29 protein-coding genes are annotated in these 25,081 nt (G+C 69.4%); 6 read left to right on the top strand and 23 right to left on the bottom strand.

Annotation, left to right across the window (positions count from 1 at the left end; translation table 11 throughout):
- Positions 1-38 precede the first annotated feature (38 nt).
- Genes VV02_RS06190 through VV02_RS06180 form a run of 3 tightly spaced genes read right to left on the bottom strand, consistent with a single transcriptional unit; the run spans position 39 to position 2,198 of the window.
- The gene (locus VV02_RS06190; protein ID WP_052590474.1) at positions 39-515 is read right to left on the bottom strand and encodes a DUF3592 domain-containing protein; all 477 of its coding nucleotides are present in this window, start codon (positions 513-515) and stop codon (positions 39-41) included.
- The gene (locus VV02_RS06185) at positions 508-894 is read right to left on the bottom strand and encodes a nitroreductase/quinone reductase family protein (RefSeq protein WP_052590473.1); all 387 of its coding nucleotides are present in this window, start codon (positions 892-894) and stop codon (positions 508-510) included. Before VV02_RS06185 ends, VV02_RS06190 begins: the two co-directional genes overlap by 8 nt.
- A 2-nt stretch (positions 895-896) precedes the next feature.
- Positions 897-2,198 carry an adenylosuccinate synthase gene (locus VV02_RS06180; protein ID WP_052590472.1) on the bottom strand — a complete coding sequence of 434 codons (1,302 nt, stop codon included), beginning with the start codon at positions 2,196-2,198 and terminating at the stop codon, positions 897-899.
- 196 nt (positions 2,199-2,394) lie between these two features.
- Between VV02_RS06180 and VV02_RS06175 the strand changes: the two genes are divergently transcribed.
- The gene (locus tag VV02_RS06175) at positions 2,395-3,498 is read left to right on the top strand and encodes a carcinine hydrolase/isopenicillin-N N-acyltransferase family protein (protein WP_052590471.1); all 1,104 of its coding nucleotides are present in this window, start codon (positions 2,395-2,397) and stop codon (positions 3,496-3,498) included.
- An 8-nt stretch (positions 3,499-3,506) separates the two neighbouring features.
- On the opposite strand, the gene VV02_RS06170 is transcribed toward VV02_RS06175, so the two are convergent.
- The 8 genes from VV02_RS06170 to VV02_RS06135 form a co-directional block, all read right to left on the bottom strand.
- Entirely contained in the window at positions 3,507-4,469 is a 963-nt protein-coding gene (locus tag VV02_RS06170; protein ID WP_052590470.1) for a helix-turn-helix domain-containing protein, read from the bottom strand.
- Positions 4,470-4,598: 129 nt separating this feature from the next.
- Complete coding sequence (locus VV02_RS06165; protein ID WP_052590469.1) at positions 4,599-5,003, bottom strand: DUF3151 domain-containing protein; 405 nt, start codon at positions 5,001-5,003, stop codon at positions 4,599-4,601.
- Positions 5,004-5,174: 171 nt separating this feature from the next.
- On the bottom strand, positions 5,175-6,206 hold the full coding sequence (gene fbaA, locus VV02_RS06160) for a class II fructose-bisphosphate aldolase (protein ID WP_052596600.1): 1,032 nt from the start codon (positions 6,204-6,206) through the stop codon (positions 5,175-5,177).
- Between the two features lie 95 nt (positions 6,207-6,301).
- Positions 6,302-7,558 carry an RNA polymerase sigma factor gene (locus VV02_RS06155; protein ID WP_052590468.1) on the bottom strand — a complete coding sequence of 419 codons (1,257 nt, stop codon included), beginning with the start codon at positions 7,556-7,558 and terminating at the stop codon, positions 6,302-6,304.
- Complete coding sequence (locus VV02_RS06150; protein ID WP_052590467.1) at positions 7,555-7,914, bottom strand: YciI family protein; 360 nt, start codon at positions 7,912-7,914, stop codon at positions 7,555-7,557. Before VV02_RS06150 ends, VV02_RS06155 begins: the two co-directional genes overlap by 4 nt.
- Complete coding sequence (locus VV02_RS06145; RefSeq protein WP_083449959.1) at positions 7,911-8,342, bottom strand: YciI family protein; 432 nt, start codon at positions 8,340-8,342, stop codon at positions 7,911-7,913. Before VV02_RS06145 ends, VV02_RS06150 begins: the two co-directional genes overlap by 4 nt.
- A 41-nt stretch (positions 8,343-8,383) precedes the next feature.
- A complete protein-coding gene (locus VV02_RS06140) occupies positions 8,384-9,052 on the bottom strand; it encodes a TrmH family RNA methyltransferase (RefSeq protein WP_245633003.1) in 669 nt (222 codons plus the stop codon).
- 91 nt (positions 9,053-9,143) lie between these two features.
- Entirely contained in the window at positions 9,144-10,100 is a 957-nt protein-coding gene (locus VV02_RS06135) for a helix-turn-helix transcriptional regulator (RefSeq protein ID WP_052590465.1), read from the bottom strand.
- 96 nt (positions 10,101-10,196) lie between these two features.
- Between VV02_RS06135 and VV02_RS06130 the strand changes: the two genes are divergently transcribed.
- Together VV02_RS06130 and VV02_RS06125 are read left to right on the top strand one after the other, a co-directional pair.
- Positions 10,197-10,793, top strand: a complete 597-nt coding sequence (locus VV02_RS06130) for a DinB family protein (RefSeq protein WP_052590464.1) — start codon at positions 10,197-10,199, stop codon at positions 10,791-10,793.
- Between the two features lie 45 nt (positions 10,794-10,838).
- Positions 10,839-11,312, top strand: coding sequence for a nitroreductase/quinone reductase family protein (locus VV02_RS06125; protein ID WP_052590463.1), 474 nt, complete (start codon positions 10,839-10,841; stop codon positions 11,310-11,312).
- 9 nt (positions 11,313-11,321) lie between these two features.
- On the opposite strand, the gene VV02_RS06120 is transcribed toward VV02_RS06125, so the two are convergent.
- The gene (locus VV02_RS06120; protein ID WP_052590462.1) at positions 11,322-12,188 is read right to left on the bottom strand and encodes an ABC transporter substrate-binding protein; all 867 of its coding nucleotides are present in this window, start codon (positions 12,186-12,188) and stop codon (positions 11,322-11,324) included.
- 69 nt (positions 12,189-12,257) lie between these two features.
- Here VV02_RS06120 and VV02_RS06115 point away from each other — a divergent pair, with 69 nt between their 5' ends.
- The gene (locus VV02_RS06115) at positions 12,258-12,938 is read left to right on the top strand and encodes a DedA family protein (protein ID WP_052590461.1); all 681 of its coding nucleotides are present in this window, start codon (positions 12,258-12,260) and stop codon (positions 12,936-12,938) included.
- A gap of 69 nt (positions 12,939-13,007) precedes the next feature.
- Here VV02_RS06115 and VV02_RS06110 read toward each other — a convergent pair whose 3' ends face one another.
- A complete protein-coding gene (locus tag VV02_RS06110) occupies positions 13,008-14,741 on the bottom strand; it encodes a DUF2339 domain-containing protein (protein WP_083449958.1) in 1,734 nt (577 codons plus the stop codon).
- A 139-nt stretch (positions 14,742-14,880) separates the two neighbouring features.
- Between VV02_RS06110 and VV02_RS06105 the strand changes: the two genes are divergently transcribed.
- Positions 14,881-15,795, top strand: coding sequence for an acyltransferase domain-containing protein (locus tag VV02_RS06105; protein ID WP_052590459.1), 915 nt, complete (start codon positions 14,881-14,883; stop codon positions 15,793-15,795).
- 34 nt (positions 15,796-15,829) lie between these two features.
- Here VV02_RS06105 and VV02_RS06100 read toward each other — a convergent pair whose 3' ends face one another.
- The 7 genes from VV02_RS06100 to VV02_RS25895 form a co-directional block, all read right to left on the bottom strand.
- On the bottom strand, positions 15,830-16,225 hold the full coding sequence (locus VV02_RS06100) for a type II toxin-antitoxin system VapC family toxin (RefSeq protein ID WP_052590458.1): 396 nt from the start codon (positions 16,223-16,225) through the stop codon (positions 15,830-15,832).
- A complete protein-coding gene (locus VV02_RS06095; protein WP_052590457.1) occupies positions 16,216-16,437 on the bottom strand; it encodes a type II toxin-antitoxin system Phd/YefM family antitoxin in 222 nt (73 codons plus the stop codon). Before VV02_RS06095 ends, VV02_RS06100 begins: the two co-directional genes overlap by 10 nt.
- Before the next feature lie 27 nt (positions 16,438-16,464).
- Complete coding sequence (locus tag VV02_RS06090) at positions 16,465-17,493, bottom strand: hypothetical protein (RefSeq protein ID WP_052590456.1); 1,029 nt, start codon at positions 17,491-17,493, stop codon at positions 16,465-16,467.
- 82 nt (positions 17,494-17,575) lie between these two features.
- Positions 17,576-18,256 (bottom strand): response regulator, encoded by a 681-nt coding sequence (locus VV02_RS06085; protein WP_425412255.1) that lies wholly within the window; start codon positions 18,254-18,256, stop codon positions 17,576-17,578.
- A gap of 5 nt (positions 18,257-18,261) precedes the next feature.
- The gene (gene macS / locus VV02_RS06080; protein WP_052596592.1) at positions 18,262-19,410 is read right to left on the bottom strand and encodes a MacS family sensor histidine kinase; all 1,149 of its coding nucleotides are present in this window, start codon (positions 19,408-19,410) and stop codon (positions 18,262-18,264) included.
- 291 nt (positions 19,411-19,701) lie between these two features.
- Positions 19,702-20,391 (bottom strand): LysM peptidoglycan-binding domain-containing protein, encoded by a 690-nt coding sequence (locus VV02_RS06075; protein ID WP_052596590.1) that lies wholly within the window; start codon positions 20,389-20,391, stop codon positions 19,702-19,704.
- Between the two features lie 324 nt (positions 20,392-20,715).
- Positions 20,716-21,588: a LemA family protein gene (locus VV02_RS25895; protein WP_083449956.1), complete on the bottom strand. Its 873-nt coding sequence runs from the start codon at positions 21,586-21,588 to the stop codon at positions 20,716-20,718.
- 278 nt (positions 21,589-21,866) lie between these two features.
- On the opposite strand from VV02_RS25895, the gene VV02_RS06065 reads away from it, so the two are divergent.
- Positions 21,867-22,634: a S1 family peptidase gene (locus tag VV02_RS06065; RefSeq protein ID WP_052590455.1), complete on the top strand. Its 768-nt coding sequence runs from the start codon at positions 21,867-21,869 to the stop codon at positions 22,632-22,634.
- A 65-nt stretch (positions 22,635-22,699) separates the two neighbouring features.
- On the opposite strand, the gene VV02_RS06060 is transcribed toward VV02_RS06065, so the two are convergent.
- The 3 genes from VV02_RS06060 to VV02_RS06050 are packed head-to-tail and all read right to left on the bottom strand — an operon-like array spanning position 22,700 to position 25,078.
- Positions 22,700-23,239 carry a YbhB/YbcL family Raf kinase inhibitor-like protein gene (locus tag VV02_RS06060; protein WP_052596586.1) on the bottom strand — a complete coding sequence of 180 codons (540 nt, stop codon included), beginning with the start codon at positions 23,237-23,239 and terminating at the stop codon, positions 22,700-22,702.
- 10 nt (positions 23,240-23,249) lie between these two features.
- Positions 23,250-23,969 (bottom strand): sirohydrochlorin chelatase, encoded by a 720-nt coding sequence (locus tag VV02_RS06055; protein ID WP_052590454.1) that lies wholly within the window; start codon positions 23,967-23,969, stop codon positions 23,250-23,252.
- Entirely contained in the window at positions 23,966-25,078 is a 1,113-nt protein-coding gene (locus VV02_RS06050) for a uroporphyrinogen-III synthase (protein ID WP_083450477.1), read from the bottom strand. Before VV02_RS06050 ends, VV02_RS06055 begins: the two co-directional genes overlap by 4 nt.
- Positions 25,079-25,081 lie beyond the last annotated feature (3 nt).

Genomic DNA, 25,081 nt, shown 5'->3' with positions numbered 1-25,081 from the left:
ACCGGCGCCATAGCCCGCGTGCTGCATGACGCCGGGACTCAGTCCCCGATGTGCGTGAACGCCAGTACCGACCGGCCGACCAGCAGTGCTCCGATGGCCGCGGCCACGACGTAGCCCACCAGCGTCCACGCCGGGTGGGAGAAGTCGAGGAACTCCGAATGACCCGGGCGCTCGGGGTCTACGTGCACCGTGAGTGTGATCCCGTCCGCGGGCGGCGGCAACGTGTGCCAACGCGCTCGCCCGGTATACGGCTCGCCACCGATGTCGTAGCTGTACGTCACGAACCACGCATCAGGTGTCGCCCACGCTGCGGGCCTGACAACGCCATCACCCCGGCTTGACGCGTCGCGGCCCTCACGCAGAGACACGTCGGTCACGACCGCCTGCACCGAGCGCCACCTGGCCCGCCGGATCAGCCCGATCGTGAGCCGAGTCACCCGCCAGCCGAACCTGATGAGCAGCCAGGCACCGAGGGCGAGCAGGAACGGCGCGATGGCAATGACCGGGTCACCCATGGTCTGTCCCGGTCAAGACCACGAGGGGTGCATCAGCCACCCAGTCCTCCATCGAGAACGGTTGCTCGGCGTACCACGGCTGGGCTTCCCAGATCAGGGGCACCAGTCGCCGTCGCTCCGCCGGGTCCTTCACGAGCCGCGCGACCACAGCCACCTCACGCAGCGGATCGCGGAAGCGGACCCTGGCCTCCGGCGTCGACCGCAGGTTGGCCAGCCAGTTGCGCGCACCAGGCGTACCCGTCACGACCAGCTGCCCGTCGACGTACACGAACCAGATCTCGACCCAGCGCTGGTGACCGGTGCGGCGACCCGTCGTCTGGAGGTCCACGGTCCCCGTCACTGGGAGCACGGCGGGAATGGTGCCTGCGGCGTCAGCCACCGTCAGTCCTTGAGCAGGTCGTGCCTCACGATGACCTCTTCACGGCCCGGGCCGATGCCGATCACGGAGATGCGCGCGCCGATCTGCTTCTCGACGTACTCCACGTAGGCCTTGCAGTTGGGCGGCAGCTCGTCCCAGGTGCGGCACTTGGAGATGTCCTCCCACCAGCCGTCGAGCTCTTCGTAGATCGGCTTCGCGTGGTGGAAGTCGGTCTGGCTGATGGGCATCTCGTCATGGCGGACGCCGTCGACGTCGTACGCCACACACACCGGGACCTTGTCCAAGCCGGTGAGGATGTCGAGCTTGGTCAGTACGAAGTCGGTGACACCGTTGATCCGCGTCGCGTAGCGGCCGACGACGACGTCGAGCCAGCCGCAGCGTCGCGGTCGACCCGTGGTCACACCGAACTCGGCGCCCGTCTTGCGCAGGAACTCGCCCTTGTCGTCGTTCAGCTCGGTCGGGAACGGGCCCTCACCGACGCGCGTGGCGTACGCCTTGAGGATCGCGATCACCCGGTCCACCCGGGTCGGCGGTACACCCGAGCCGGTGCACGCGCCGGCGGACACCGCGTTCGAGGACGTGACGTAGGGGTAGGTGCCGTGGTCGACGTCGAGCAGCGTTGCCTGGCCGGCCTCGAAGAGCACGTTCTTGCCCTCGTCCAGCGCCTTCGAGAGGACAAGAGAGGTGTCCGCGACCATGGGACGCAAGCGCTCGGCGTACGACCGCAGCTCCTCGACGACCTCGTCCACCTCGATGGCCCGGCGGTTGTACATCTTCAGGAGCATCTGGTTCTTGACGTCGAGGGCGGCCTCGACCTTCTGGCGCAGGATCGACTCGTCGTAGAGGTCCTGGATGCGGATGCCGACGCGGTTCATCTTGTCGGCGTACGCCGGTCCGATGCCGCGCCCCGTCGTGCCGATCTTGCGGCTGCCGAGGAAACGCTCGGTCACCTTGTCGATCGTCGTGTGATAGCTGGTGATCACGTGCGCGTTGGCGCTGACGAGCAGCCGCGAGGTGTCGACGCCACGCTTGTCGAGGCCGTCCAGCTCCTCGAAGAGCACGCCGATGTCAACGACGACACCGTTGCCGATGACGGGCACCACGTTGGGGCTGAGGATGCCACTCGGCAGGAGGTGCAGGGCGTACTTCTCCGCCTGGTCCCCCGAGCCGATGACGACGGTGTGGCCCGCGTTGTTGCCGCCGTTGAACTTGACGACGTAGTCGACGCGGTCACCCAGCAGGTCGGTCGCCTTGCCTTTGCCCTCGTCGCCCCACTGGGCCCCCACGAGCACGATGCCTGGCATACGTCGATCCGCCTTTACGTCGGTGTGTCGGTCCGCCCGAGCCCGCCCTGACGGCGGCCGAAGGCAGCCACAGGTTACCCGGACCACGAGTTCCGCCCTGGAACGCTCCGCCCGACCGGCTGCAGCCAGGTCTCAGCTCGGACACGACACAACTAGTTCGGTTGCGAATCAGATGCCCGCGATGGACGCTCGACCTATGACCGCACTGTCGCGACGCCAGGTCCTCACGGGGGCGGCCACCGGCATCGGTGCGGCGCTCATCGCCGGGTGCGGGTCGACCGACCGGCTCTCGCCGCGCGCGTCGGCGTCGAAGACCGCTCCCCCGCCGGGCGCGGGCGCCAAAGGTGTCGCCGCAGCCGTTGCGCAACCGCTCCGGATCGTCCAGAGCCAGGCCGAGCGCGCGCAGTCCTTCGCGACGGTGAAACGCCTCGACGAGCATCCGCTGTACGAGATGACGTGGTGGGGACAGGCTCCGACCGTCGTGGGCGGTACGCCATCGCCGGCGTCTCGCTCCGGTGACGAGCGGCCGCCGTTCGGCTGCACACTCTTCGCAGCGTTCGGCGACCCGCGAAAACCGTTGATAGGACGCAACTTCGACTGGGAGCCGAGCCCTGCCCTCGTCGTACATGCACGGCCCGCCGGAGCAGCGCGGTCTCTCGCAGTGACCGATCTGACCTACTACGGTCTCGGTCCCGGCAAGACCGGCGCACTGGACGACCCGGCCCGACGCGCTCCTCTCGAACGCGCTCCCAGCCTGCCGTTCGACGGCATCAACGAGCACGGCCTGTTCATCGGGCTGGCCGCCGACGAAGGTGCAGCTGCCACAACCACACCGGGGCACAGCGCGGTCGGCGGCGTTGGCGTCCAACGACTCGTCCTGGATCGATGCCGGACGGTCGCGCAGGCACGGACGCTCATGACGTCGTACAACCTCGACTTCGACGGTGGGCCGGCGCTGCACTACCTGATCGCCGACCGCTCAGGAGCGGCAACAGTGGCGGAGTTCAGCGAGGGCGCACTGCGCTTCCACGACCGGCCTGCCGCGCAGCCGTGGTGGGTCCTGGAGAACTTCAGTCTCAGTACGCCGCGCGATCAGTGGTCATCCTTCTCCCGCTGGAACGGCTGTCAGTCACGACTAGCCGCAACGCGCGGAAAGCCTGGCGTACCAGGGGCGCTCGACCTTCTGCACGACGTCAAGCAGGGCCACACGCAGTGGTCGATCGTCTACGACCTCGCCACATGCGAGTCGTGGATCTACGCCGGTCAACGCCGGGACCGCGTGCACCAGATCGCGCTCTGACCGGCGGCCTAGGCCTTGCCGCCGGGCAACCCGCCTCGCTCGGCGAGGGCGATCGCGAGCTGGAACCTCGTGTCCACGCCGTGCTCGTCCATCAGCCCGGCGATCCGGCGGCGGACGGTGCGCAGCGAGATGCCGAGCACCCGCGCGATCGCCTCGTCCTTCAGTCCCTGCTGCATCAGCTCGATCAGTGCCGAGGCGTCCTGCCCGTCGGACTCGTGCGGCGCGGCGGTCACCCAGAGCCGGTCGAAGAGCTCGACGAACGCGGACACCACCATCGGGTCGCGCAGCACGACGAAGTCGCCGTCCGCCTTGCCCCACTCCGTCGTACCCAGCGCCACGTCCTGGCCGAAGCACACGAATCGTGAAGGGAGAGTAGGGGCTACGCGCTGCTGCTCCCCAGCGGCTGCCCACCCCTGGATCGTTTCGGTGACGCCCTGCGCGGCATCGGGGACGTACAGCGCGCGCTGCTCGCGGCCACCCTCGAGCAGCTGTCGTACGACGGGGAGCGCCTCGGTCGGGTCCGGCGCCGTCGTGTGTGCGATGCGGATCGTGCCGACCGTGCTGGCGGCCAGGTGCTCGTGGACCGACTGCACCGCGCTGGCGTCGACCCGCTCACGCGCGGGTTGCTTTGTGTCAGAAGAGGATTGGCCCATTCGATGGTCAGCGGCGAACTGATCGATGGCGTCCCTCACGCGAGCCAGGTCCTGCCTGCGGGTGGCGAGGCGCGCCTCCTCGGCGTTCAGGACACGTTCGAGTGACGCGCGCGGATGGTCGGCGTGCAGCTCGCCGGCCTCGGTGGTGCGCACCAGACGTCGGGCGCGGAGCTGCTCGAGCGCGTGATCGGCCTCGTAGTCGGTCCAGCCGAGGCGGGCGACGTACGCCGTCAAGGCGAGCCCCGGCGTACGGAGCACGTGCCGGTAGAGCTCCTCACCCTCCGGCCCGATCCCGAGAACCAGCAGTCGCCCCGTCACTCCTTCACCCTACGCAGGGAGCCCATCCCAACGGTGGCTCAGAACCTTCCACCGAGAGGCACACCGATCACGCGAGAGGCACACCCGCCGGGTGTGCCTCTCGGTGTGTTGGTTTGCCTCTCGGCGAGCTCAGAGGCCGAGCTCGCGCGCGCCTGTCGTCGAGGAGTCGCGCAGGAAGTCGGCGCACCGGCGCTGCTCCTCGGTCTCACCGATCTGGCCGGCCGCCTTCGACAGGGCGGCGAGTGCGCGCAGGAAGCCCCGGTTGGGCTCGTGCTCCCACGGCACCGGACCCTGGCCGCGCCAGCCCGACTTGCGCAGTGCATCCAGGCCACGGTGGTAGCCGGTGCGGGCGAAGGCGTACGCCTCGATGGTCAGGTCGTCCGCGAACGCGTCCTCGGCGAGCTGGGCCCAGGCGAGCGACGACGTCGGGTACGCCGCAGCCACCTCACGCGGGTCGACGCCGTCGGCGAGCTTGGCCGCGGCCGGGTCCTCGGGCAGGTGCGTCTCGGGGATCCCGAGCAAGTTGTCCGTCATGCCGCCATCATCACCCACCCGCCACATCGCCGGTGGAGTAGGGCGAGCGCCCCAGAATCGCCGGTCGAGTAGGCGAGCCCCCAAGGGCGAGCCGTATCGAGACCAGGTGCGCGTGGCCCCTTGGTCTCGATACGCCTCCGCTGGCGCTCCGGCTACTCGACCGGCGGGGTGTCAGGCTTTGGTGCCGGCGGAGCCGAGGTTCTGGCAGGCCTCGACGACGCGAGCCGCCATGCCGGTCTCAGCGGCCTTGCCCCAGGCGCGCGGGTCGTACTTCTTCTTGTCGCCGACCTCGCCGTCGACCTTGAGCACGCCCTCGTAGTTGGCGAGCATCCAGCCGGCGATCGGGCGGGTGAAGGCGTACTGGGTGTCGGTGTCGACGTTCATCTTCACGACGCCGTACGAGACCGCTTCCTTGATCTCCTCCGGCGTCGAGCCGGAGCCACCGTGGAAGACCAAATCAAAGGGCCTCCCGGCAGCGCCATTCAATCCCAGCTCCTTGGCAGCAGCCTTCTGGGCGTCGTCCAGGATCGACGGACGCAGCTTGACGTTGCCCGGCTTGTAGACGCCGTGCACGTTGCCGAAGGTGAGCGCCGTCAGATAGCGGCCCTTCTCACCAGCACCGAGTGCCTTGACGGTCGCGATCGCGTCCTCGGGCGTGGAGTAGAGCTTGTCGTCGATTGCACCCTCGACGCCGTCCTCCTCACCACCGACGACACCGACCTCGATCTCGAGGATGACATTGGCCGCGGCGGCGAGCGCCAGCAGCTCCTCGGCGATGGTGAGGTTCTCATCGAGCGGCACCGCGGAGCCGTCCCACATGTGCGACTGGAAGTACGGGAGTCCGCCGCCCTTGACGCGCTCGGTCGAGGCCGCCAGCAGCGGGCGCACGAAACCGTCGAGCTTGTCCTTGGGGCAGTGGTCAGTGTGCAGGGCAATCTGCACGTCGTACTTCTTGGCGACCTGCTCGGCGAAGGCCGCCATCGCGAGCGAGCCGCTGACCATGTCCTTGATCGTCGAGCCGGAGAAGTACTCGGCACCGCCGGTCGAGACCTGGATGATGCCGTCACTGCCGGCCTCGGCGAAGCCACGGATCGCGGCGTTCAGGGTCTGGCTGCTGCTCACGTTGATCGCCGGGTAGGCGAAACCGTCCTTCTTGGCCCGGTCCAGCATGTCCGCGTAGCCCTCAGGGGTCGCGATGGGCATGGTCACTCCCTCGTGATGTGCGATCGGCCGGGGTGCTCCACCGGCCAGGTCCGCCCGCCAGTCTTCCACGGGGCGTACCCCAGAAGGTGCGGGTCTCAGCGTACGAGTGCGTCACGACGGCGGGTCAGGTCCGCGCGCTCGGCGTCGTTGGCACACCGATCGATCGCTTCGCCGTACGCCGCTCGCGCACCAGCGAGGTCGCCCGCGCGTTCCAGCAGGGTCGCCCGCACGGCAGGCAGCCGATGGCTGCGCGGCAGCTCGGCCTCGAGCCCGTCCAGGGCGAGGAGTCCCACCCCAGGGCCGTACGCCTCCCCCACCGCGACGGCGCGCGCCAGGCGAGCGCTCGGGCTGGGTGCGAGCGTGAGCAGGCTGTCGTAGTGCGCCACCACCCGCTCCCAGTCCGTCGCATCCGCCGACCTGGCCGTGGCGTGCTCGGCGGCGATCCTGGCTTGAACGGCGTACTCGGCGGCGCGCAACGGAATGGGACCGACCAGCGAGGGCGACGCCAGCAGAGCAACGCCCTCGCCGATCTCGTCGTCGTGCCACCGGTCGCGATCCTGCTCGGGCAGCAGCACGATCCGCCCGTCCGCGTCGACCCGCGCGTCTCGCCGCGAGTGCTGCAGCAGCATCAGCGCGAGCAGTGCGACCAGCACAGGTTCGGCGGGACGAAGACCGAGCACGACGCGTACGAGCCGGATCGCCTCACCAGCGAGAGTGACTCGTACGGCATCGGGACCGCTGCCGGGGGCGTAGCCGGCGGTGAAGGCGAGGTAGGCCGTCTGCGCGAGGACGTCGAGCCGGTCCGGCAGCTCCGTCGCGGACGGCAGCGCGAAGGGGATGCCGGCGGCCACGATCTTCTTCTTCGCTCGGGTCAGTCGCGCCGCCATGGTCGGCTCAGGAACGAGGAACAGCCTGGCGATGTCGTGGGTGCTCACGCCGAGAGCGAGTCGCAGCGTGAGTGCGCTGGCCGCAGCAGAGTCGAGCGCGGGGTGGGTGCACATGAGCACGAGCCGGAGCAGGTCGTCCTCCACGAGATCACCCGGATCCGCCCGCACGGTCGTCTCTCGGTGCTCATGCTCGACGAGGAGCAGCGGCGCCTTGCGCTGTGCCATCGCCTCGGCCCGCAACCGGTCCAGGATCCGACGGCGAGCGGTCGTGTGGAGCCAGCCGGCCGGGTTGTCCGGAGCGCCATCGACCGGCCATCGTCTGGCCGCCGACTCGACGGCATCGGCCAGGGCGTCCTCGACCAGGTCGAGTCGACGGAAGCGCGCGAGGAGCAGGGACACCAGATGTCCCCACTCCTCGCGCACCGCGTCGGTGAGTGCCTGATGCGCGTCGGCACCAGGACTCATGCGTCCGAGTACCCCTCGATCTTCACCGTCGGACGGATCTCGAGTGTGTAGCTGCGCGGCAGCAGCTTGGCCGCCTCGATCGCGGCGTCGAGGTCGGGCAGCTCGACGTCGTAGTAGCCACCGATCTGCTCAGTGAGCTCGACGAACGGCCCGTCGGTGACCACTGGACCGTCATCCCCGTGACGAACCGTGGTCGCCAGATCGGTCCCCGCAAGTGCTGCGCCGTCGATCCGTCCCCCGCGCTCCTCGACGTACTTCTCGAAGGCACGGTGCGCCTCGAAGTACTCCTGCTGCGTGGCCTCGTCGGCGTGCTCCCAGTCCCAGGGTTTGTAGGCGATGAGCACGACGTATCTCACGAGTCGCGATCCTCAGCGCTGACCGTTCGCCGCACCTCGATGCCTTCGCCGACCTTGGCGATGATCTGGCAGCAGTCGAGCAGGTCGTCCAGGTCGTCCGTCTCGATCTGGTAGAAACCGCCGACCTGCTCGGTCAGCTCGGCGAACGGTCCGTCCGTCGCCGGTCCGCCTCCGGGGGCGATGCGCTTGGCCTCGTCGGTCCGGTGCAGCTCGGCACCGCCCGTGATCTTGTGCCCACGCTTGGTGAGCTCCTCACCGAAACGGTTGTACTCCGCGTACCCCGCCTTGCGCTGCTCCTCATTCATCGAGGTCCACCAGCGGTCCGCGTCTCCGACGATGAGGACGACATACGTCGCTGTGCCCTTTCGCGCGTCTCCTCCTCCGGTCGCCGTCGCAGGCTCCGTCGATCCGGCATCGTCGGCACTCATGGCTGTGCTCCTTCGGTTGAGTCCGGGCCGCGGGCGCGACCTCACTCCCCTGACGAGCGACTCGGCCCGATATCGACAGCCTGCCCGAAAACATGTCGTCGCACCCACGCATGCATCGCGACGGCCGCCGCCGCGCCGGCGTTGATCGACCGGGTCGAGCCGAACTGCTCGATGTGCAGTACGACGTCGCACGCCTCTCGCATGTCGTCGCTCAGCCCGGGGCCCTCCTGGCCGAAGACGAGTACGCACTCGCGCGGCAGGTCGTACGTCTCCAGCGGCCGCGACCCTGGCAGGTTGTCGATCCCGATCAGGGGTACACCGTCCGCCCAGGCGACGAGGTCGTCGACCGTCGGATGGTGATGCTCGTGCTGGTAGCGGTCGGTGACCATCGCGCCGCGACGGTTCCAGCGGCGCTTGCCGATGATGTGAAAAGCCTTGGCGTTAAACGCATTTGCCGTGCGGATGACCGAGCCGATGTTGAAGTCGTGACCCCAGTTCTCGACGGCAACGTGGAAGTCGTGCCGCTGCGCGTCGAGGTCGGCCACGATCGCCTCGTGGGTCCAGTAGCGGTAGCGGTCCACGACGTTGCGCCGGTCTCCCTCACGCAACAGCTCCGTGTCGTACGCCGGATCCGGTCTCCCGTCGGCGAGCGTCGGCCACGCCCCGGTCCAGGGCCCGACCCCGACCTCTTCGGGCGCTCTCTCGTCCACGCCGCGCACCCTACGCCGACCCGCCACCCCGCCGGTCGAGTAGGCGAGCCCCCAGGGCGAGCCGTATCGAGACCAGCGGTGTGGCGCCGGCTCAGGCGGTGGTCGCGGCAATACGGGAGATGCGATCGGCGACCCGCTGCAGGGCCTCTCGCAGCTCCGGCGGGTCGAGCACGACGAAGTCGACACCGAATCGCGGCAGGTGCGAGGCCATCATGTCCAGGTCCTCAGCGCCGATCTCGAGGATGCAGGACTCGTCGTCGACGGGCGTGACAGTGCCGACCGATCGCGGCACCATCTTCTGCATCGTCTCGGCGTTGACGGCCATCCTGAGACGAGCCGTGCTCTCGTACGCGCCGTGCGTCACCGAACGCCGGATGTACTCCTCGGCGTCAGGTGCGTCGCGCGGCTTGAACCGCCAGGTGCCAACCTCGACGTTCTCCATCCGGTCCAGCCGGAACGTACGCCAGTCCTCACGGTCGAGGTCGAAAGCCATGAGATACCAACGCCTTCCGGTTGCCGCGAGGCGATACGGCTCGATCCGCCGCTCGGTGCGCTCGCCGCCGCGTGCCTCGTAGCCGAACGTCACCCGCACCTCCTCGCGGATGCCGTGCGCGAGCGCGAGCAGCGCCGCCGGATCGACCGTGACCGGGTTGTACTCGAGCGTGATCGTGGACTGCTGCACCGCCGCGACCTGAGCGCGCAGGCGCGCGGGCAGGACCTGGTCGAGCTTGGCCATGGTGCGTACGGCCGCCTCACCGACGCCGGCGACGGTGCCTCCCGCGGCGAGCCGCAGACAGACGGCGACCGCGACGGCCTCCTCGCTGTCGAGCAGCAACGGCGGGAGAGCGCGACCCGCGCCGAGCTGGTAGCCGCCGCCGACGCCTTGCGACGCCTGTACCGGGTAGCCGAGATCGCGCAGACGCTCGACATCGCGGCGGACACTGCGCGTCGTCACGCCGAGACGCTCGGCCAGCTCCGGACCGGTCCAGACCGGACGCGACTGGAGCAGGCCGAGGAGCTGGAGGATGCGGGCCGTGGTGTCGGACATAGGTCCATCGTGCTGGACGTAGCGGACAGATCCTGTCCGCCATCCTCGCCACAGTGGATCCAACAGCCCGAACCGCCAGATTCTGAGGAGCCCGCCATGCCTGCACAAGCACCCATGACCAGCAACGAGATCGAGATGCTCGCGGGCTACGTCGCCCAGCAGCTCGACGGCATCAAGGCTGCCGCGTACGGGCTCACCGACGAGCAGATCCGCGCCACCCCGACTACCTCAGCCCTGTCGATCGGCGGCCTCATCAAGCACACGACAGCGTGCGCGACCGGCTGGCTTGACATGGCGTTCGCCGGCCCCAGCACACCGCCCAAGCCGGAGGGCGACCTCGAGGCCCAGGCGGCGGCGTACGGCGACGACTTCAAGATCACGGACGAGACGGCCGTCGGTCTGATCGCGGCACTCGAGCAGGTCATCACCCGCGTCCGCGAGGAGGTGCCGAACCTCGAGGCGAGCACACCGGTCCCAGTGCCACGGGACGCGCCGTGGTTCCCCAAGGACCTCGACGCGTGGGACGTCCGTTGGGTCCTGCTGCACATCGTCGAAGAGGTCGCGCGCCACGCAGGCCACGCGGACATCATCCGTGAGTCGATCGACCAGGCCACGATGTACGAGCTGCTCGCCGGCGTCGAGGGCTGGCCCGAGACCGCTTGGCTCAAGCCCTGGAAACCACAGACCGTCTGACCCTTCAGCACCGCTCGTAGGCCGGCGTCGGGCAGACTCCGGCCTATGAGTGATCGCTACGGCACGGTCGTACGCCGGCTCGGACACCAGCCCTGGTTCGCCTGGTTGGGCCGTCAGGCCGTACCCCTCGACCGCGCGATCCAGCGCCGAACCGGCGGCCGCCTCACCGTCATCGGCAGGGCCGGTCTGCCGGAGATGCTGCTGACCACGATCGGTCGCAAGACGGGTGCCGAGCGCACCGTGCCGCTGCTCTACGCGCGCGACGGGGAGCGCTACATCGTCATCGCGTCCAACTGGGGGCAGCCGAACCATCCCGCCTGGTCGGGCAACCTGCGCGCCAATCCGGATGCCACGGTGACCATCGCGGGACGGTCGACGCCCGTGCGCGCCGAACAGCTCACACCGACCGAGCGGGAACGGGTCTGGCCCGCAGTCGTGCGGGTGTGGCCGGCGTACGACACCTATGCCGAACGCGCCGGTCGCGAGCTGCGGGTCTTCGCCCTGACGACTCGCGACTGAGACGTCCGGTCAGGAAAGGGTCGGCACCTCTTTGCTGGACGAGAGCCAGTGCTCGCCCAACCGGTCGAGCGTTCCGTCGGCCTTGAGCTGCCGGACGGCGGTGCTCACGCACTGCGTCAGCGAGGACGACTTGGCCAGCACCGCGCCGACCTGCTCGTCCGACCCAGCAGGGAGCTCGCCGAGCACGCTCGCGTCGTCGACGACGGCGGTCGACAGGTAGATCGCTGTCGGTACGTCCGTGACGAGGCCGTCGACCTGGTGCGCGGCGAGCGCGTTGCCGGCCTCGGTGACGGTGGGGTAGGCAACCGGAGCCTGAGTGGGCGCGACCACCCGGGTGATCGCGTCGTACGACGTCGTGCCCTGGGCGGCGGCGAGCCGCGCACCCTTGAGCTCGGCGACCGAGTGCTTGCCTGCGATGGGGCTGCCCTCATAGGTCACGACTGCCTGTCGCACGGCGTGGTACGGGGTCGAGAAGTCGACGGCCGCGCGACGCTTCGGCGTGATCGACGCCTCGACGAGGGCGAGGTCGAAGCTCTTCGGACCGCGGGCCATCGCCTCGCCCATCGGCACCCGGACCCACCGGACGTCAGCGGGGTCGTAGCCGAGGTGCTGCGCCAGGCGATAACCCATCCCCGACTCGAAGCCCTGCCCGTTGCCCGGGTCGTTGTCGACGAACCAGGGCGCGTACGCCGGATCGCTCGTCCCGATGGTCAGCCGGCCGTCCTCGACGGTCCGCAGGCTGTCCTTGTCACACCCTTTGGTCTGCGTCGGTCCTGTGTCGGTGGGGCTGCTCGCGGAGTCGGCCGGCTCCGAGCACGATGCGAGGGTCACGACAACCGCCGCGAGCAGCGGCAAGGACGAGCGCAGAGAGCTCATGCAGCGACCCTAGTCAGTCCGCGAATGTGACGAGGCACCCACCACGACGCCGTACCCTTGGGCCTCGTGATGCACGCACTCGGCCCAGACTTCATGGACCCCAACTACCTGCTCAAGGAGTTCGGCGGCGCCTTCTTCTGGGTCTCGATGCTCATCGTGTTCATCGAGTGCGGTGTCCTCTTCCCGATCTTGCCGGGCGACTCGTTGCTCTTCGCGATGGGTCTGTTCATCGCCACGGACAAGATCGACTACTCGATCTGGGTCGCCCTGCCGCTGCTGATGCTGGCCGCCTTCGCGGGCAACGTGGCGGGGTACGAGATCGGCCGGCTGGCCGGGAAGCCGCTGTACGAGCGCGACGGCAAGATCCTCAAACGCGAGTACTTCGACCAGACGTCGGCGTTCTTCGACAAGTACGGCAACAAGGCTCTGGTGATCGGCCGCTTCGTGCCGATCGTCCGCACCTTCATCACGCTCGTCGCCGGTGCCACCCGGATGGACCGCAAGCGCTTCTTCACGTGGAGTGCTGTCGGTGCCGTCCTGTGGGTGACGGTCGTAGTCATGGCCGGTCACATCCTCGGCAAAGCGTTCCCCGGCCTCGGCAAGAACATCGACATCGCGATCCTGCTGGTGGTGCTGGTGTCGGTGCTGCCGATGGTGTGGGAGTACTACAAGCACCGCAAGGACAAGGCTGCCGAGCCGCCCGTCGAGCGCGAGGGCAGCACGCGCGCCGAGCGGCGCCGCGGAGCCTGACCTCAGACAGCAACGAGCCCGCGGGAGACTTCCCGCGGGCTCGTTCCTTGTCGGCACTCCTTCCTTGACTCAGGCGTGCGTGCCCGCTTCACGCTCGGCGAACGAGCGGGCGTACCGGGTGCCGGCCACCAGCAGCAGCAGACCAACCACCAGGAACGACCCGGCCCGTGCAACGCCGCCCAGTGCCGCGAGGTCGAAGACGAACAGCTTGGTCAGGGCCGCAGCGACCAAGGTGAGGCCGGCGCCCAGCGTGAGGTGCGCGTACGCCGGTCGGTTCAGTCCCAGGGTGAGCAGGCCGTACGCCGCCGCGATCCAGACCGCGGTCGCGAGGAAGTGGCCCAGGTAGAAGCCGTCCTCGTCGGTCATGGCCGTGACACCAGCAGCAACGGCAACGACGGTGGCTGAGTAGAGCGCAGCCAGGCCGGCACTCACGACGATGCCGCGGCGGAGGTCGGCAACGAGCTTGGTCCGCATCTGCAGAACCGCCAGCACGAGGAGGGCCGCGGTGGCGACGCCGAGGAGACCACTCAGGAGGGCTCCTTCGTCGAGCCGCGCGATGGCCTGGCGCTGACTGCTCAGGGTCCGTGGACCGGCATCCATCAGCAGCAGCTGCATGCCGACGGCGTACAGCGCACTGGCTCCGGCGAGCGCCAGGACCGATCGCTGCTGGACCGCGGCAGCGGCGACCACGAGAGCGGTGACCAGGAAGGGCATCGCCGTGGAGTAGTCGGCCGACAGCAGCGCGCAGCCTTGGAAGACCGCGAGGACGATCACTGAGGCCAGAGCGAAGCGGGCCGGGGTACCGAGCGGACGCGTGGCGAACCCGGCGACGATGACGATGGCGGCAACGCCCGCGGACCAGGCTGCGGCTGCGGTCGTACCCAGGGTGTTGGCGACGAGGACGACCGGCAGGCAGGACAGCACCATGCTCACGGCGGCGACCACGTCATCCGAGCGCCGACGGAGCGCGAGCAGACCTGAGGACAAGCCCGTTGCGCCGATGACTGCTGCGGCCGCGAGGAGCTGCGGGTGCACGGCGTCCGTGCCGATCGACTTCATCGGGATGACGACCAGGATGGCGACGACTGCCGGCACGGTGCGCGCCGGGGCGAGCCACATCCAGCTGCGGACCAGCTCCGGGACGCTGCCCGCGATCTGCAGGACGGCCAAGAAAGCGACCAGCGTCAGGGTGAGACCCGAGGTCAGGACGGGCGCGAGAGCCGCGCAGCCGAGGGTCACGATGAGGGCGAGCAGCTGGTTGTTCCAGCGCATCGCGACCACGACACCGGACACCGCGCAAACCAGCGCGAGGGCGAGGCCGACGGGCGGGGCGATCCAGTCGTACACGGTCGTGACCGCGAGGACGTCGAGGTAGGCGCCCGCGAATCCGGTTGCCATCAAAGCGGTTCCGCCCACTCGACCACCGGGGCGGTCCATGACGCGCCAACCGGTGACGACGAGTGCGACCGCGAGGAGCGCACCGCCGGCGACCCGGATCGGCGGCCTGAAGAGACCGTGCTGAGCAGCCAGGACCAGGAGCATCACGACACCGACGAGGGTGACGGCGACGCCGGCGAGGACGAGAAGTCGACTGACCATGCCGTCGCGCTGCCACCACGGGATCGCGGGCGGCGGAGCCGGCGGAAGTGGGCGGTGCCGCGAGTCAGCGGACCAGCCGGGGAAGAGGTCTGGTTGGCCCGGCGCGGTTGGGCTGGCGGGTCCACCAGAGGGCCAGGTACTAGGAGGGACCGCGGCGTGCGACGGGCTCGGCGCGGAGTACGGGTTATAGGTCGGAGTGCTCATGCTGACCAGGCTCGCTCCAGAGGGTGGTCCGGCGGATGCGTAGTTCCCCCTGCATCACCTAGGCAGTGACGCGTCCGGCCCACGTAATCTTCGGGTCGACGTTCTCCAGAGGGCGTTCCAGAGGGAGGGGAAGCGCACCATGCTGCCGGAATCCGACGAGCTGGCCGAGATCTTGCTCGACCTCGCCGTGCCCCACGAGGACATCAACGAGCTCATCCGACTGCGGCGGGTGGTGACGTCGGATGCCGACGCGATGCGACTCCTGGAGGAGTGTGTCGAGGCGCTGGTCAAGGACATCGGAGAGTTCGGCCACTGGCCGCACCTCACCGAGCTGTTCGTGGCACGGCTGCCCGACGCCCCAGCGGACGTGGGCACCTACTTCGCCGTGTACGCCTTCGTCGCCGCCCTGCCCTACACGCGCGCCTATCACCGCGAGCGTGGCATCTCCGCCGACATCTCCCGTCGCACCCTCGCCGACCTGGGACGCAACATCGCGGTGAACCACCGACGGTTCGGCGGCGGAGGGGTGCCGATCCCGCAGTGGCTCGTCCCGCACTTCCGCGGCGAGCTCTACCAGCTCGGGCGGTTGCAGTACGAGCGTGCGCGGCTCGGTGAGCGCACCGGGCAGGCGCTCTTAGCAGCCGGGCTGGACGTGGAGCCGGGCGCGGCCTGCCTGAACCTGCACATCCCCGACTTCCTCGGGCCGTTCTCGCCGGCCGCCTGCGATCGCTCGGTGAGCCTGGCCCGCGCGTTCTTCGCTCAGCACTTCCCTGAGGAGCGCCACGAGATCGTGGTCTGCCACTCCTGGCTGCTCGACCCGCAGCTGAAGCAATATCTGTCCGACACCTCCAACATCGCCCGCTTCCAGGACCGGTTCCGGGTGATCCGCGAGGACACGGAGCCGGTCGACACCGAGCCGGTCATGTTCGTCTTCGGCAACCGAGAGCTGGCGGTCGAGAGCCTGCCCCGGCGTACGTCCGTGGAGCGGGCTGTCGGCGACCACCTGCGGGCGGGCGGGCACTGGCACATGGGGCACGGCTGGTTCCCGCTCTGAGCTCGCGTCTCACGCTGGCCGCGTACGGGCACCGTCACCAGGTGAGTACGCGCGGCGCCGGGAGCCCCGTCATCGCCCGGTCCACCGTGACGAGGACCAGTCCCTCGATGACAGCCTGCGCGACGAGGAGGCGGTCGAACGGGTCACGGTGCTCCCACGTCATGGATCCGGCCATCAGCGCGTGCTCGCTGGTGACGGTGAGCTCGGTGACGCCGATGTCGGACAGCCGCCGATCCCAGGACTCGACCAGGCCCACGGCCTGCAGCTTGCCGGTCCGGGTCTTGGTGGCCACCTCCAGCGCCGACGCCGCGGAGACGTGCAGCGCGACGGTCGGGTCGCTGAGCGTCTCGCGTACTCCGGCCGGCACCCGGTCAGGGCTGCCGAGGAGCCAGAGCAGCACGTGAGTGTCGACCAGGTAGCTCACTCCCACGCCGCCAGCTCCTCGCCCTCCAGCGGGGCATCGAAGTCATCCGGCACCTCGAACGTCATCGGCCCGAAGGACCGACCCGGAGCGCTGCCGACTGCCACGAGCCGCGCCACCGGCGCGCCCGCCCGCGCGATCACGACGTCCTCACCGCGCTCGACGCGTGCCAGCAGGTCCGACAGATGCGTCTTGGCGTGCTGCACGTTGACCGTCACCATGTGCCTAGTCTAGTTGGTCTGGTCAACCTAGTCCGTGGTGTTGAGAGCGGCCTCGCGTCGGCAGCTGCTGCACATCCCGCCTTGGGCGCGGTGCTCGGCCTGCGCTGCCAGCGCCTGATCCCGCCAGCCGATGATCTGGGCCCGCGTCCGGGCGACCAGCAGCTCGGGCCTGGCGAGCGCGAGCAGGTCGGGGCAGGACAGCAGGTGTGGCCGATGTGCGCCCTGCGGCTTCAGCCCGCGGATCGACTCGGCCATCTGCGAGCCGCCGCTCGACAGCGAGCCCAGCCCGAGCTGCTCGGCGACCGCGGTCTGGGTGACGACCTTGCCCTGACCGAGCAGGTCGTTGGCCTTGCCGACCGCCCAGCAGAGCGCACCCGCCGCATGCTCAGGCGACTTCGCGGTCAGCACTCGAACAGCGTGATGGGTCAGCACCGCGGACAGGGCGCCGTGCAGCGCCGAGCGCACCTCGTCGTCGAACCAGCGATCCGCCACTCGATCGAGGTGCTCGGCCACGCTCACCACGACCTGTCGCTGGAACGCCGTGCGATCGGCGAGGCCCAGGTCGGGTGCGGCAGGTGAGAGCGTCGCGGTGTCGAGCGCTTCCAGGTTGGCCCGACCGCCGACCAGACCGTCGAGCCAGCCGAGCATGACCTCATAGGGCTCGGGCGGCGGCGCCATCCGACGGAGCCGTTGGTCGGCCAGCCGCCGGATCTCGCGGTCATGCTCATCGGCGTACTCCAGGAACCGGGTGCCCGCCACCGGCCCTGAGGTGATGTCGACGACGCGACCATCGACCAGGCTGAGCTGCGTCAGCCGACCCCGAACGCCGTCCGGCTCGGGCATGAGGTCGTCGTACGACAGGGGCTCGGACCGACTGCCCGGGCCGGCGCCGTACGACCCGCTGTCGTACGAGCTGCCGCCGTACGAGCTAGCGCCGTACGACCCGCTGCCGTACGACCTCGTCGGCCCCTCGTCGTAGCCCAGGTCCTCATAGCCCCAGGGCTCGACCCAGGTGGTCTGGCGGTCGTACATCGAGTGGATGTTGTCGTCGGGCATGCGCCCCTCCTGCGTCTCGTGGGTAGGGCGCCCACGCTGCCAGGAGCGAGCCTTGCGGCTCCGAAGTTATCCACAGGGCCGGTCAGTCGAGGCCCTGCTCGATCGCATAGCGGGCCAGCTCGACCCGGTTGGCCAGCTGCAGCTTGCGCAACGTCGACTGCACGTGGTTCTCGACCGTGCGGTGGCTGAGGTTGAGGCGGGTGCCGATCTGCCGCGCCGTCAGACCCTTGGCCACCAGCCGAAGCACCTCGGTCTCCCGCTCGGTCAGCGTCGGCAGCGCGGGGCCGTCGGCCGGTGCGGGCGCCGTCGACATCCGGCGGTACTCGCCCAGGACCAGGCCCGCCAGACCGGGCGTGAAGACCGCCTGCCCGGCGGCCGTAGCGGTCACCGCGTCGATCAGCTCGGCCGAGGAAGCGGACTTCACGAGGTAGCCCGACGCCCCGGCCTTCACCGCCTCGAGCACGTCGTCCCGCTCGGATGAGGCCGACAGCACCAGCACGTGAGCATCCGGCGCGACCTCGAGCACGGCAGCCGTCGCCTCGGCGCCGTTGCCGTCGAGGAGCTGCATGTCCATCAGCACGACGTCCGGCGACGTCGCGGCGGCCCGACGCGCCGCCGCCTGGACGCCATCGGCAGTGGCCACCACCTCGAAGCCGGCCGCGTCCAGGTCACGGCTCACTCCGTCGCGCCACATCGGGTGGTCGTCGACCACCATGACCGTCACCCGAGACTCGTCCTCGCCGACCTGCCCTGGATCTCCCACCCTGGTCACTTCCTTCTCGGGTCCACGTCGCGCTGGCGTGGGACGCGCAGCTCCCACTCGGTGCCCTCCCCTGGCGCGGTGACGAGCACGGCGGTGCCGCCGAGCTCCTCGATCCGCCCCTGGATGGACTTGCTGACGCCCATCCTGCCTTCTGCCTCAGCCTCTCGAAGTCGGCCCTGCGGGATCCCGACGCCGTCGTCTCGCACCGTGACGACGACCTCGTCGTCCAGATCCTCGACGAGCACGAAGGCCCGGGCCTCGGGTCCGGCATGCCGTTCGACGTTGGCCAGCGCCGTACGCACCGCACCCTCCAGCGCCTCCGCATCCCGTCGCGGAACCAGCACGGCGGACGCAGGGGCGGAGACATCGACACCGGACGGCGCGACGCCACGCAACAGACGTCGTACGTCGACCGAACCTCCCGGGCCATGAATCGGCGTCGCCTGCTCGGACAGGAGGACCCGAAGGGCCTGCTCCTGCTCCCCCGCCAGCTCGGCCAGCTCGCCGAGCTCGCCCGGAGCGCCGGCGCCGCGACGGCGCATCAGCGCCAGCACCTGCAGCACCCCGTCGTGCACCTCACGGGCCAGCCGCTCACGCTCGGCGGTCGCGGCCCGGATGCGGATGGCTTCGGCCACCTGCTCGTTGGCCCGGCGGACCGCAGCGGCGGCCACCCCCATGGTGAGACCGGCGGTCACGAGGACCGGGACGGTGGAGTCCTTCAGGACGTTGGGCAGGTCGTTCGTGGCGGACAGGCTCGCCAGCCCGACGAGCAGCCCGCTCCCCACACCGGCCCACGGCCCCCACAGAGCGGCCGCCGACAGCACGGCGTTGGTCACCCAGATCGTGGTGGGCAGCGGCTGGTGCTGGCTCCAGAACTTCTCGTCGCTGACCAGCCGGCTCGCGTACAGCAGCGCAATCGCCACGGCATGGTCGGCGATCACGATCTCGGCGCGGTGCCGGCCGGCGGTCAGGGCCACGACAGCGACTCCGGACCAGACCACCAGGAGCGCGATGAACGTCCAGCTCAGCCCTGGGCGGGTGTGGAACTGATCGGAGGAGATCTGAGTGGCGACCGCGTAGATCACGGTAGCGATGCGGAAGGCCTGGGCAGCGCGCCACAGAGGGCGGGTGGCCTCTTCGTTGTCTTCGCGCATGAGCCACATCATGGCCCGAACATGCAGAAGGGGCCGGGCGCCCCCCGACGCCCAGCCCCATCACCGACCCCTCGGCTTGTCACTGCTACTCCCATAGACGCATTGACCCCTCCCCAAGGTTGCGTCGGAGGGCAGAGAAGTTGAAAGAAGTCTGGGAAGTGCCTCAGGACGGGCATGGCAGGCCGGCCGACCCCGGCCTACGGGCACAGTCGGGCGGACGCTCGACGGCCGGCTCGGGACATGCGAAAGCCCCAGGAAGCACGAGGCTTCCCGGGGCTTACGCGCGAGAGATCACGCAGGCAGGTGCAGGACCTGGCCGACGAAGATCAGGTTGGGGTTGCTAACGGTCTTGCTGTTAGCGGCCCACAGCTGGCGCCAGCTCGAGACGTCGAGACGCTCGGCCAGCTTGGAGAGGGTGTCGCCGGAGCGCACCGTGACGGTGTTGCCGCTGGCCTTGACCGACGGGGTCGCGGGAGCGGAGTGCTTCGGGGCCGCGGCCTGGTGACGCACGACCTTGCGCTCGGTCTTGGCGGTGTGCTTCGGCGCAGCCTTGACGGTGCGCTTGGTCTCGACGCGCTTCTCGGTGCTGCGCGAGGAGCGGTCGATCGAGGAGGCGGAGCCGCCGTTGCCGCTGGTCAGGCCCGCACGCTTGGAGCAGACCGGCCATGCGCCGGCGCCCTGGCCCGCGAGAACGCGCTTCGCAACGCGGATCTGCTCGGCCTTGCTGGCGTTCTGCGGGGAGCCGCTGCCGCCGTAGGCGCGCCAGGTCGACTGAGTGAACTGCAGGCCGCCGTAGAAGCCGTTGCCGGTGCTGATGTTCCAGTTGCCACCGGACTCGCACTGTGCCACGCGGTCCCAGACGCCACTGTCCGCGGAAGCGGAGCCAGCGGTGCCGGCCGAGACCGCAGCTGCGGCCGCGGCGCCGGTGACGGCGAGAGTGGTCAGACGTGCCTTGCGGTTGCTCTCGGTACGAATGAGCAAGGTGTTTCCCTTCGGTGTTGCCGCCTCGCGGCGCACGGCACCAGGCGCACCCGTCAAACGGGTGTGCCAGCTGCGTGTGTACGCCGCCCCTCGAAAATGGCTCCGGAAGTTCCGGTTACGCGCCCTCAGGAGGGTTCGGCGGGGGCGCACCAGTACTCGGTCCTGATCTTGGGGACGGACCGAGTACGACCGTGAGGTCAGGGGGTAACCGTCCGGTAGCACCAAATCGTTACCCGAAAACACCCAATTGTGATCGGCATCACACAGATGAGGAGCCTGAAAAGCCCTCCGAAGGTATATGGAAACCCGCTCTGACCAGCGGTTTCAGGGCTGCTGCGGCGGTTGGAACGGCGGATTGCCCTCAGCGGGCGGAATCGGCGCCTGCGGCGTCACGGGCGGCTGGCCATACGGCGGCTGATCCTGCGGGATCTGGCCCTGCTGAGGTGCCGCAGGAGGCACCTGACCGGGGGCCGCCTGAGGTGCCTGGGGCGCCTGAGGCGTCTGCCCGGGGCCGGCCGGAGGTGCCTGGCCGGGGCCAGCCGGCGTACCGGCCTGGCCGAACTCCACGGACGAGGGCTGGACCGGCGAACCCGCATCAGCGATGGTCGGCGACCCCGGGCCACCCGCACCCGAACCCGCGCCGAAGCTGATGTTGGGAGCATTGCGGGCCTGGTCCTCGACCTCGAAGTACTCCTCCTTGCCGATCTTGGCGAAGCCGGCGATGACGTTGGTCGGCACGGTCTCGACCTTGGTGTTGAGCTCGCGCACATTGGCGTTGTAGTAGCGCCGGCCAGCAGCGATGCGGTCCTCGGTGGAGGACAGCTCGGCCTGCAGGGAGAGGAAGTTCTGGTTGGCCTTGAGATCGGGGTAGGCCTCCGCCACCGCCATCAGGCGGCCCAGGGCCTGGGTCAGCATGTTCTCGTTCTGCGCGGCGGCGGCCGGCGTGGAGGCGCCTGCCATGGCCGCGCCACGGGCCCGGATGACCTCCTCGAGCGTGCCGCGCTCGTGGGCGGCGTAACCCTTGACCGTCTCGACCAGGTTGGGGATGAGGTCGTGCCGTCGCTTGAGCTCGACGTCGATCTGGTGCCAGGCCTCCTGCACCAGGTTGCGCAGCTTGATCAGGCGGTTGTAGGACATGACCGCCCACAGGACGAGCAGCACCAGCACCACGACGATGCCGATCAGGACCCAGACCATGGCAATACCAGCTTTCTCGGGACTTGAGGACTGGCGCCGAGCCTAGTCAAGCGCGAGGCCCCAGCAGAGGTCATCCACAGCGCGCCCTCGGTCGGCGGTATCAACCACGTACGACCGGGGGCCAAAGCACCGCACGCCCTCAGGCTCACCCACCCATGGATCACCTGCCGCCTCGTGATTTACATGACTGGTCGGTTTTACGGTAAGAATTACCATTGTCCGTGATATCGCGGGCCGAGCACCACCATGTGACCGCATCACACCAAGGGGAGAGCCCGATGAGATCTCGCATAGCACTCGGCGTCGTAGCCGCTGTCGGACTGGCCGCACTGAGTGGCATCGGACCGGCGCAGGCTGTGATCGGCGGCGAGCCAGTTCAAGAGCCGTACTCATTCATGGGTTCCATCAACCGGGACTCGCAGCACAACCACGTGTGCGGCGCCTCGCTGATCGCGCCGCAGTGGGCGGTCACCGCACGACACTGCATCATGAACATCGACACCGGCGTGTACAACACTCCCGACCAGCTGCATGTGCGGTTCGGCAGCCTCAGCCTGCTGGAGGGTGGCGTCTGGGCCGATGTTGCTGAGATTCCGACGCCACCGGGCAACCCGTTCCCGGGCTACGGCACGGACATCGCGTTGCTCAAGCTGAAGGAACCGATTCTGAACAAGCCTGTCCAGATCGCGCCGACCGTCAGCGAGGGAGAGACCCGGCTGGTCGGCTGGGGACGTCAGTGCGTTGGTGACACCGCTGCTTGCCCACCGTCGATCACCTTGAACCAGCGTGACATTCCGCGTCTGCCGGACCTCGACTGCTGGCAGGGCATCATTCACGTCTACCAAGAGAACTGCTACAGCCCCACGAGCTCGAAGTGGGACTCGGGCGGTCCGGCTCTCACCAAGGTCGACGGTCAGTGGCAGCTGGTCGGGGCTGCGAGCCGTCTCGTCCAAGACGATGGCGACGGCCAGGCTCCAACGATCTATACCGACGTGGTCGCATGGCGAGCCTGGATCCGCGAGACCACCGGGATCCCGACCCTGTAGTAGGACGCATCTCGCCGGTGGGCTTTTGGACCTCCAAAGCCCACCGGCGCCCTCGCCAGGAGCCCTCAGCGCTGGTAGGTCACCGTGAGGGTGGCGCGAGCGATCTCGCAGTCCAGGGCGGCGAAGCTGACGAACGCCGCGGCGTCGTCCGACTCCAGCTCCAGGTCGGCCTCGTTCAGGGCGTGCACCGTGAAGATGTAGCGGTGCACGCGGTCTCCGGGCGGCGGCGCGGCACCCATGTAGGCGTTGGCCCCGCCGTCGTTGCGCAGCTGCACTGCGCCCTCGGGGAGGCCCGCACCGCCCTCAGCGCCGGCATCGGCCGCCAGCTCGGTCACGGTCGCGGGAATGTCCCCGGCGAGCCAGTGCCAGAAGCCGCTGAACGTCGGCGCATCCGGGTCGAAGCAGGTGACGACGTAGCTCTGCGTCTCGGCCGGCGCTCCGGACCAGCTCAGCTGGGGGCTGCGGTTCTCGCCACCAGCGCTGGAGGCCACCTGCGCCGCCGGCATCGCCTGTCCGTCCACCAGATCGGTGCTGGTGACGACGAACGTCGCCGGTGCTGGGTGGAGGTCGTTGGGGTTCGGCGCGAGCGGCCGGTCGAGGTTCATGGTCGCGAACCTAGCCAGACGCTGGCCGAGCGTCACCACCATTTCGGCCTAGGCCAAAGGGGTCGCCCGCGCGGGCGAGGACCTGCTCCACCACGAGGGGATCAGCCCCGAGCGGCTCCGTCACCAGGTCGGCACCAGCACGCAACAGCTGGCTGTGGAAGTGACCACGCCCCAGAAGATAGGAGGCCACCACCACGCGTACGCCAGGTCTCGCCTCACGCGCGCTCGCGACGGCCGTCGGGACATCGGGCTGCGCCGCTGAGCCGTACGCCGGCCGCACCGGCCCCTGCCAGCGTGCGGCGAGGAGCGCCACCATCGCCTCGGCATCGTTGGCCGCCTCCGAGCGCGAGGAACCGGCCGCCGCGAGGACGACCTCGTCATCGGGCGTCGCGCCGACCTCGACCAGTCGGTCGTGCAGGACGTGAGCCAGCCGCTCCCCAGGTCCGAGCGCAGGCGCGGCCCGGGTGCCGGCGTACGCCTCGACGACACCCGCGATGTCGACCCTGACGTGATAGCCCGTGCTGAGCAGCAGCGGGACGATCAGGGGCGGACCATCCTGCGTGTGCACCTGGGCGACGACATCGGCAAGGCTCGGCTCCTGAACGTCCACGTAGGCGACCTCGACCCGGATGCCGGGACGCGCCGTACGGACTGCGTCGAGAATGTCGAGGACCGTACGCCGCCCGTCAGGGTCAGCAGTCCCGTGAGCGCACAGGACAAGTGGTGTCATGCGTCCGTCACCGCGAGGCGGTAGCCGCGCTTGACCACTGTCGCCACGAGGTCGCGCGACCCGAGCCCTTCGCGCAGCCGCGCGACGGCGACCTCCGCGGTGTGCAGGTCGCTGGAGCAACCCGGGAGCGCCTCGAGAATGTCCGTGCGCGACACGACGCTCCCGCCCGCGGCGGCCAGAACCCTCAGTGCCGCAAGGGAATTGGGCGACAGCGCGAGGACCTCGCCGTCGAGCACGGCCGCTCCGCGGAGTACTCGCAGCTCACCCTGCGCGGTCAGCACCCGCAGCCCGCGACGCTCGGCGAGCTCGCGGACGAGGGTGCGTACGAGAGCGCCGAGACGGAAGCGGTCCGGGATCAAGGCACGGATGCCGACCGAGTCGAGCGGCCCGGCGGTGACCGTGCCGACTGCCGCTGCCACGACCCCGTCAGGCGCGTTGAACGCCGCGATGACCTGAGGCAGGACCTTCTCGGTGCGACACACGTCGAGGAACGCCACCGCGCCAGGTGCACTCGTGAAAACGACTGCGTCACAAGCCTGTTCGGCCACACGGTGCGCTGCGGCCCGTACGGCATCTGCGTCGGGGGCCGGCCCCCAGCGGTAGACCACGAGGGACACCACGTCAGCGCCTGCGAGCGCGAAGGCCTCGTCGAGCCCATCTGCGCCGGCACCGTGGTGCTGCACGGCGACGCGCTGACCCTGGACGCCCTCGGTCAGCAGCAGGTCCTGGATCTCCGCGCTGGTCTCGGACTCGGCCACCCAGTCCGCCGTCAGGCCTTGAGCCTGCAGGGCTCCCCTCGCCTTGGGCCCACGCGCCACGATGCGGCTACGGGTCAGCATGTCGGTGAGCTGCTGCGACAAGCCGACCGCGTCGGCCGCCTCCACCCAGCCGAGGAAGCCGACGCCCGTGGTCACGACCACCACGTCCGGCGGGTGCGCCAGCAGCTCCCGCGTCCGCTCCATCAGCTCCGGGTCATCGACGTGCGGGACAACAGACAGCGACGGCGCATGCACGACGTCGGCGCCTCGGCGTTCGAGCGCGGCCGCGAGCTCGTTGGCCCTGCGCTGGGCGGTCAGCACGACGGTGCAGCCCGACAGCTGGTCCTGCATGTT

It is taken from the genome of Luteipulveratus mongoliensis (genome assembly GCF_001190945.1).
Taxonomy (GTDB): domain Bacteria; phylum Actinomycetota; class Actinomycetes; order Actinomycetales; family Dermatophilaceae; genus Luteipulveratus; species Luteipulveratus mongoliensis.
Note: the sequence above shows the minus strand (reverse complement) of the source record. Positions and strands in the feature narration are given on the sequence as shown.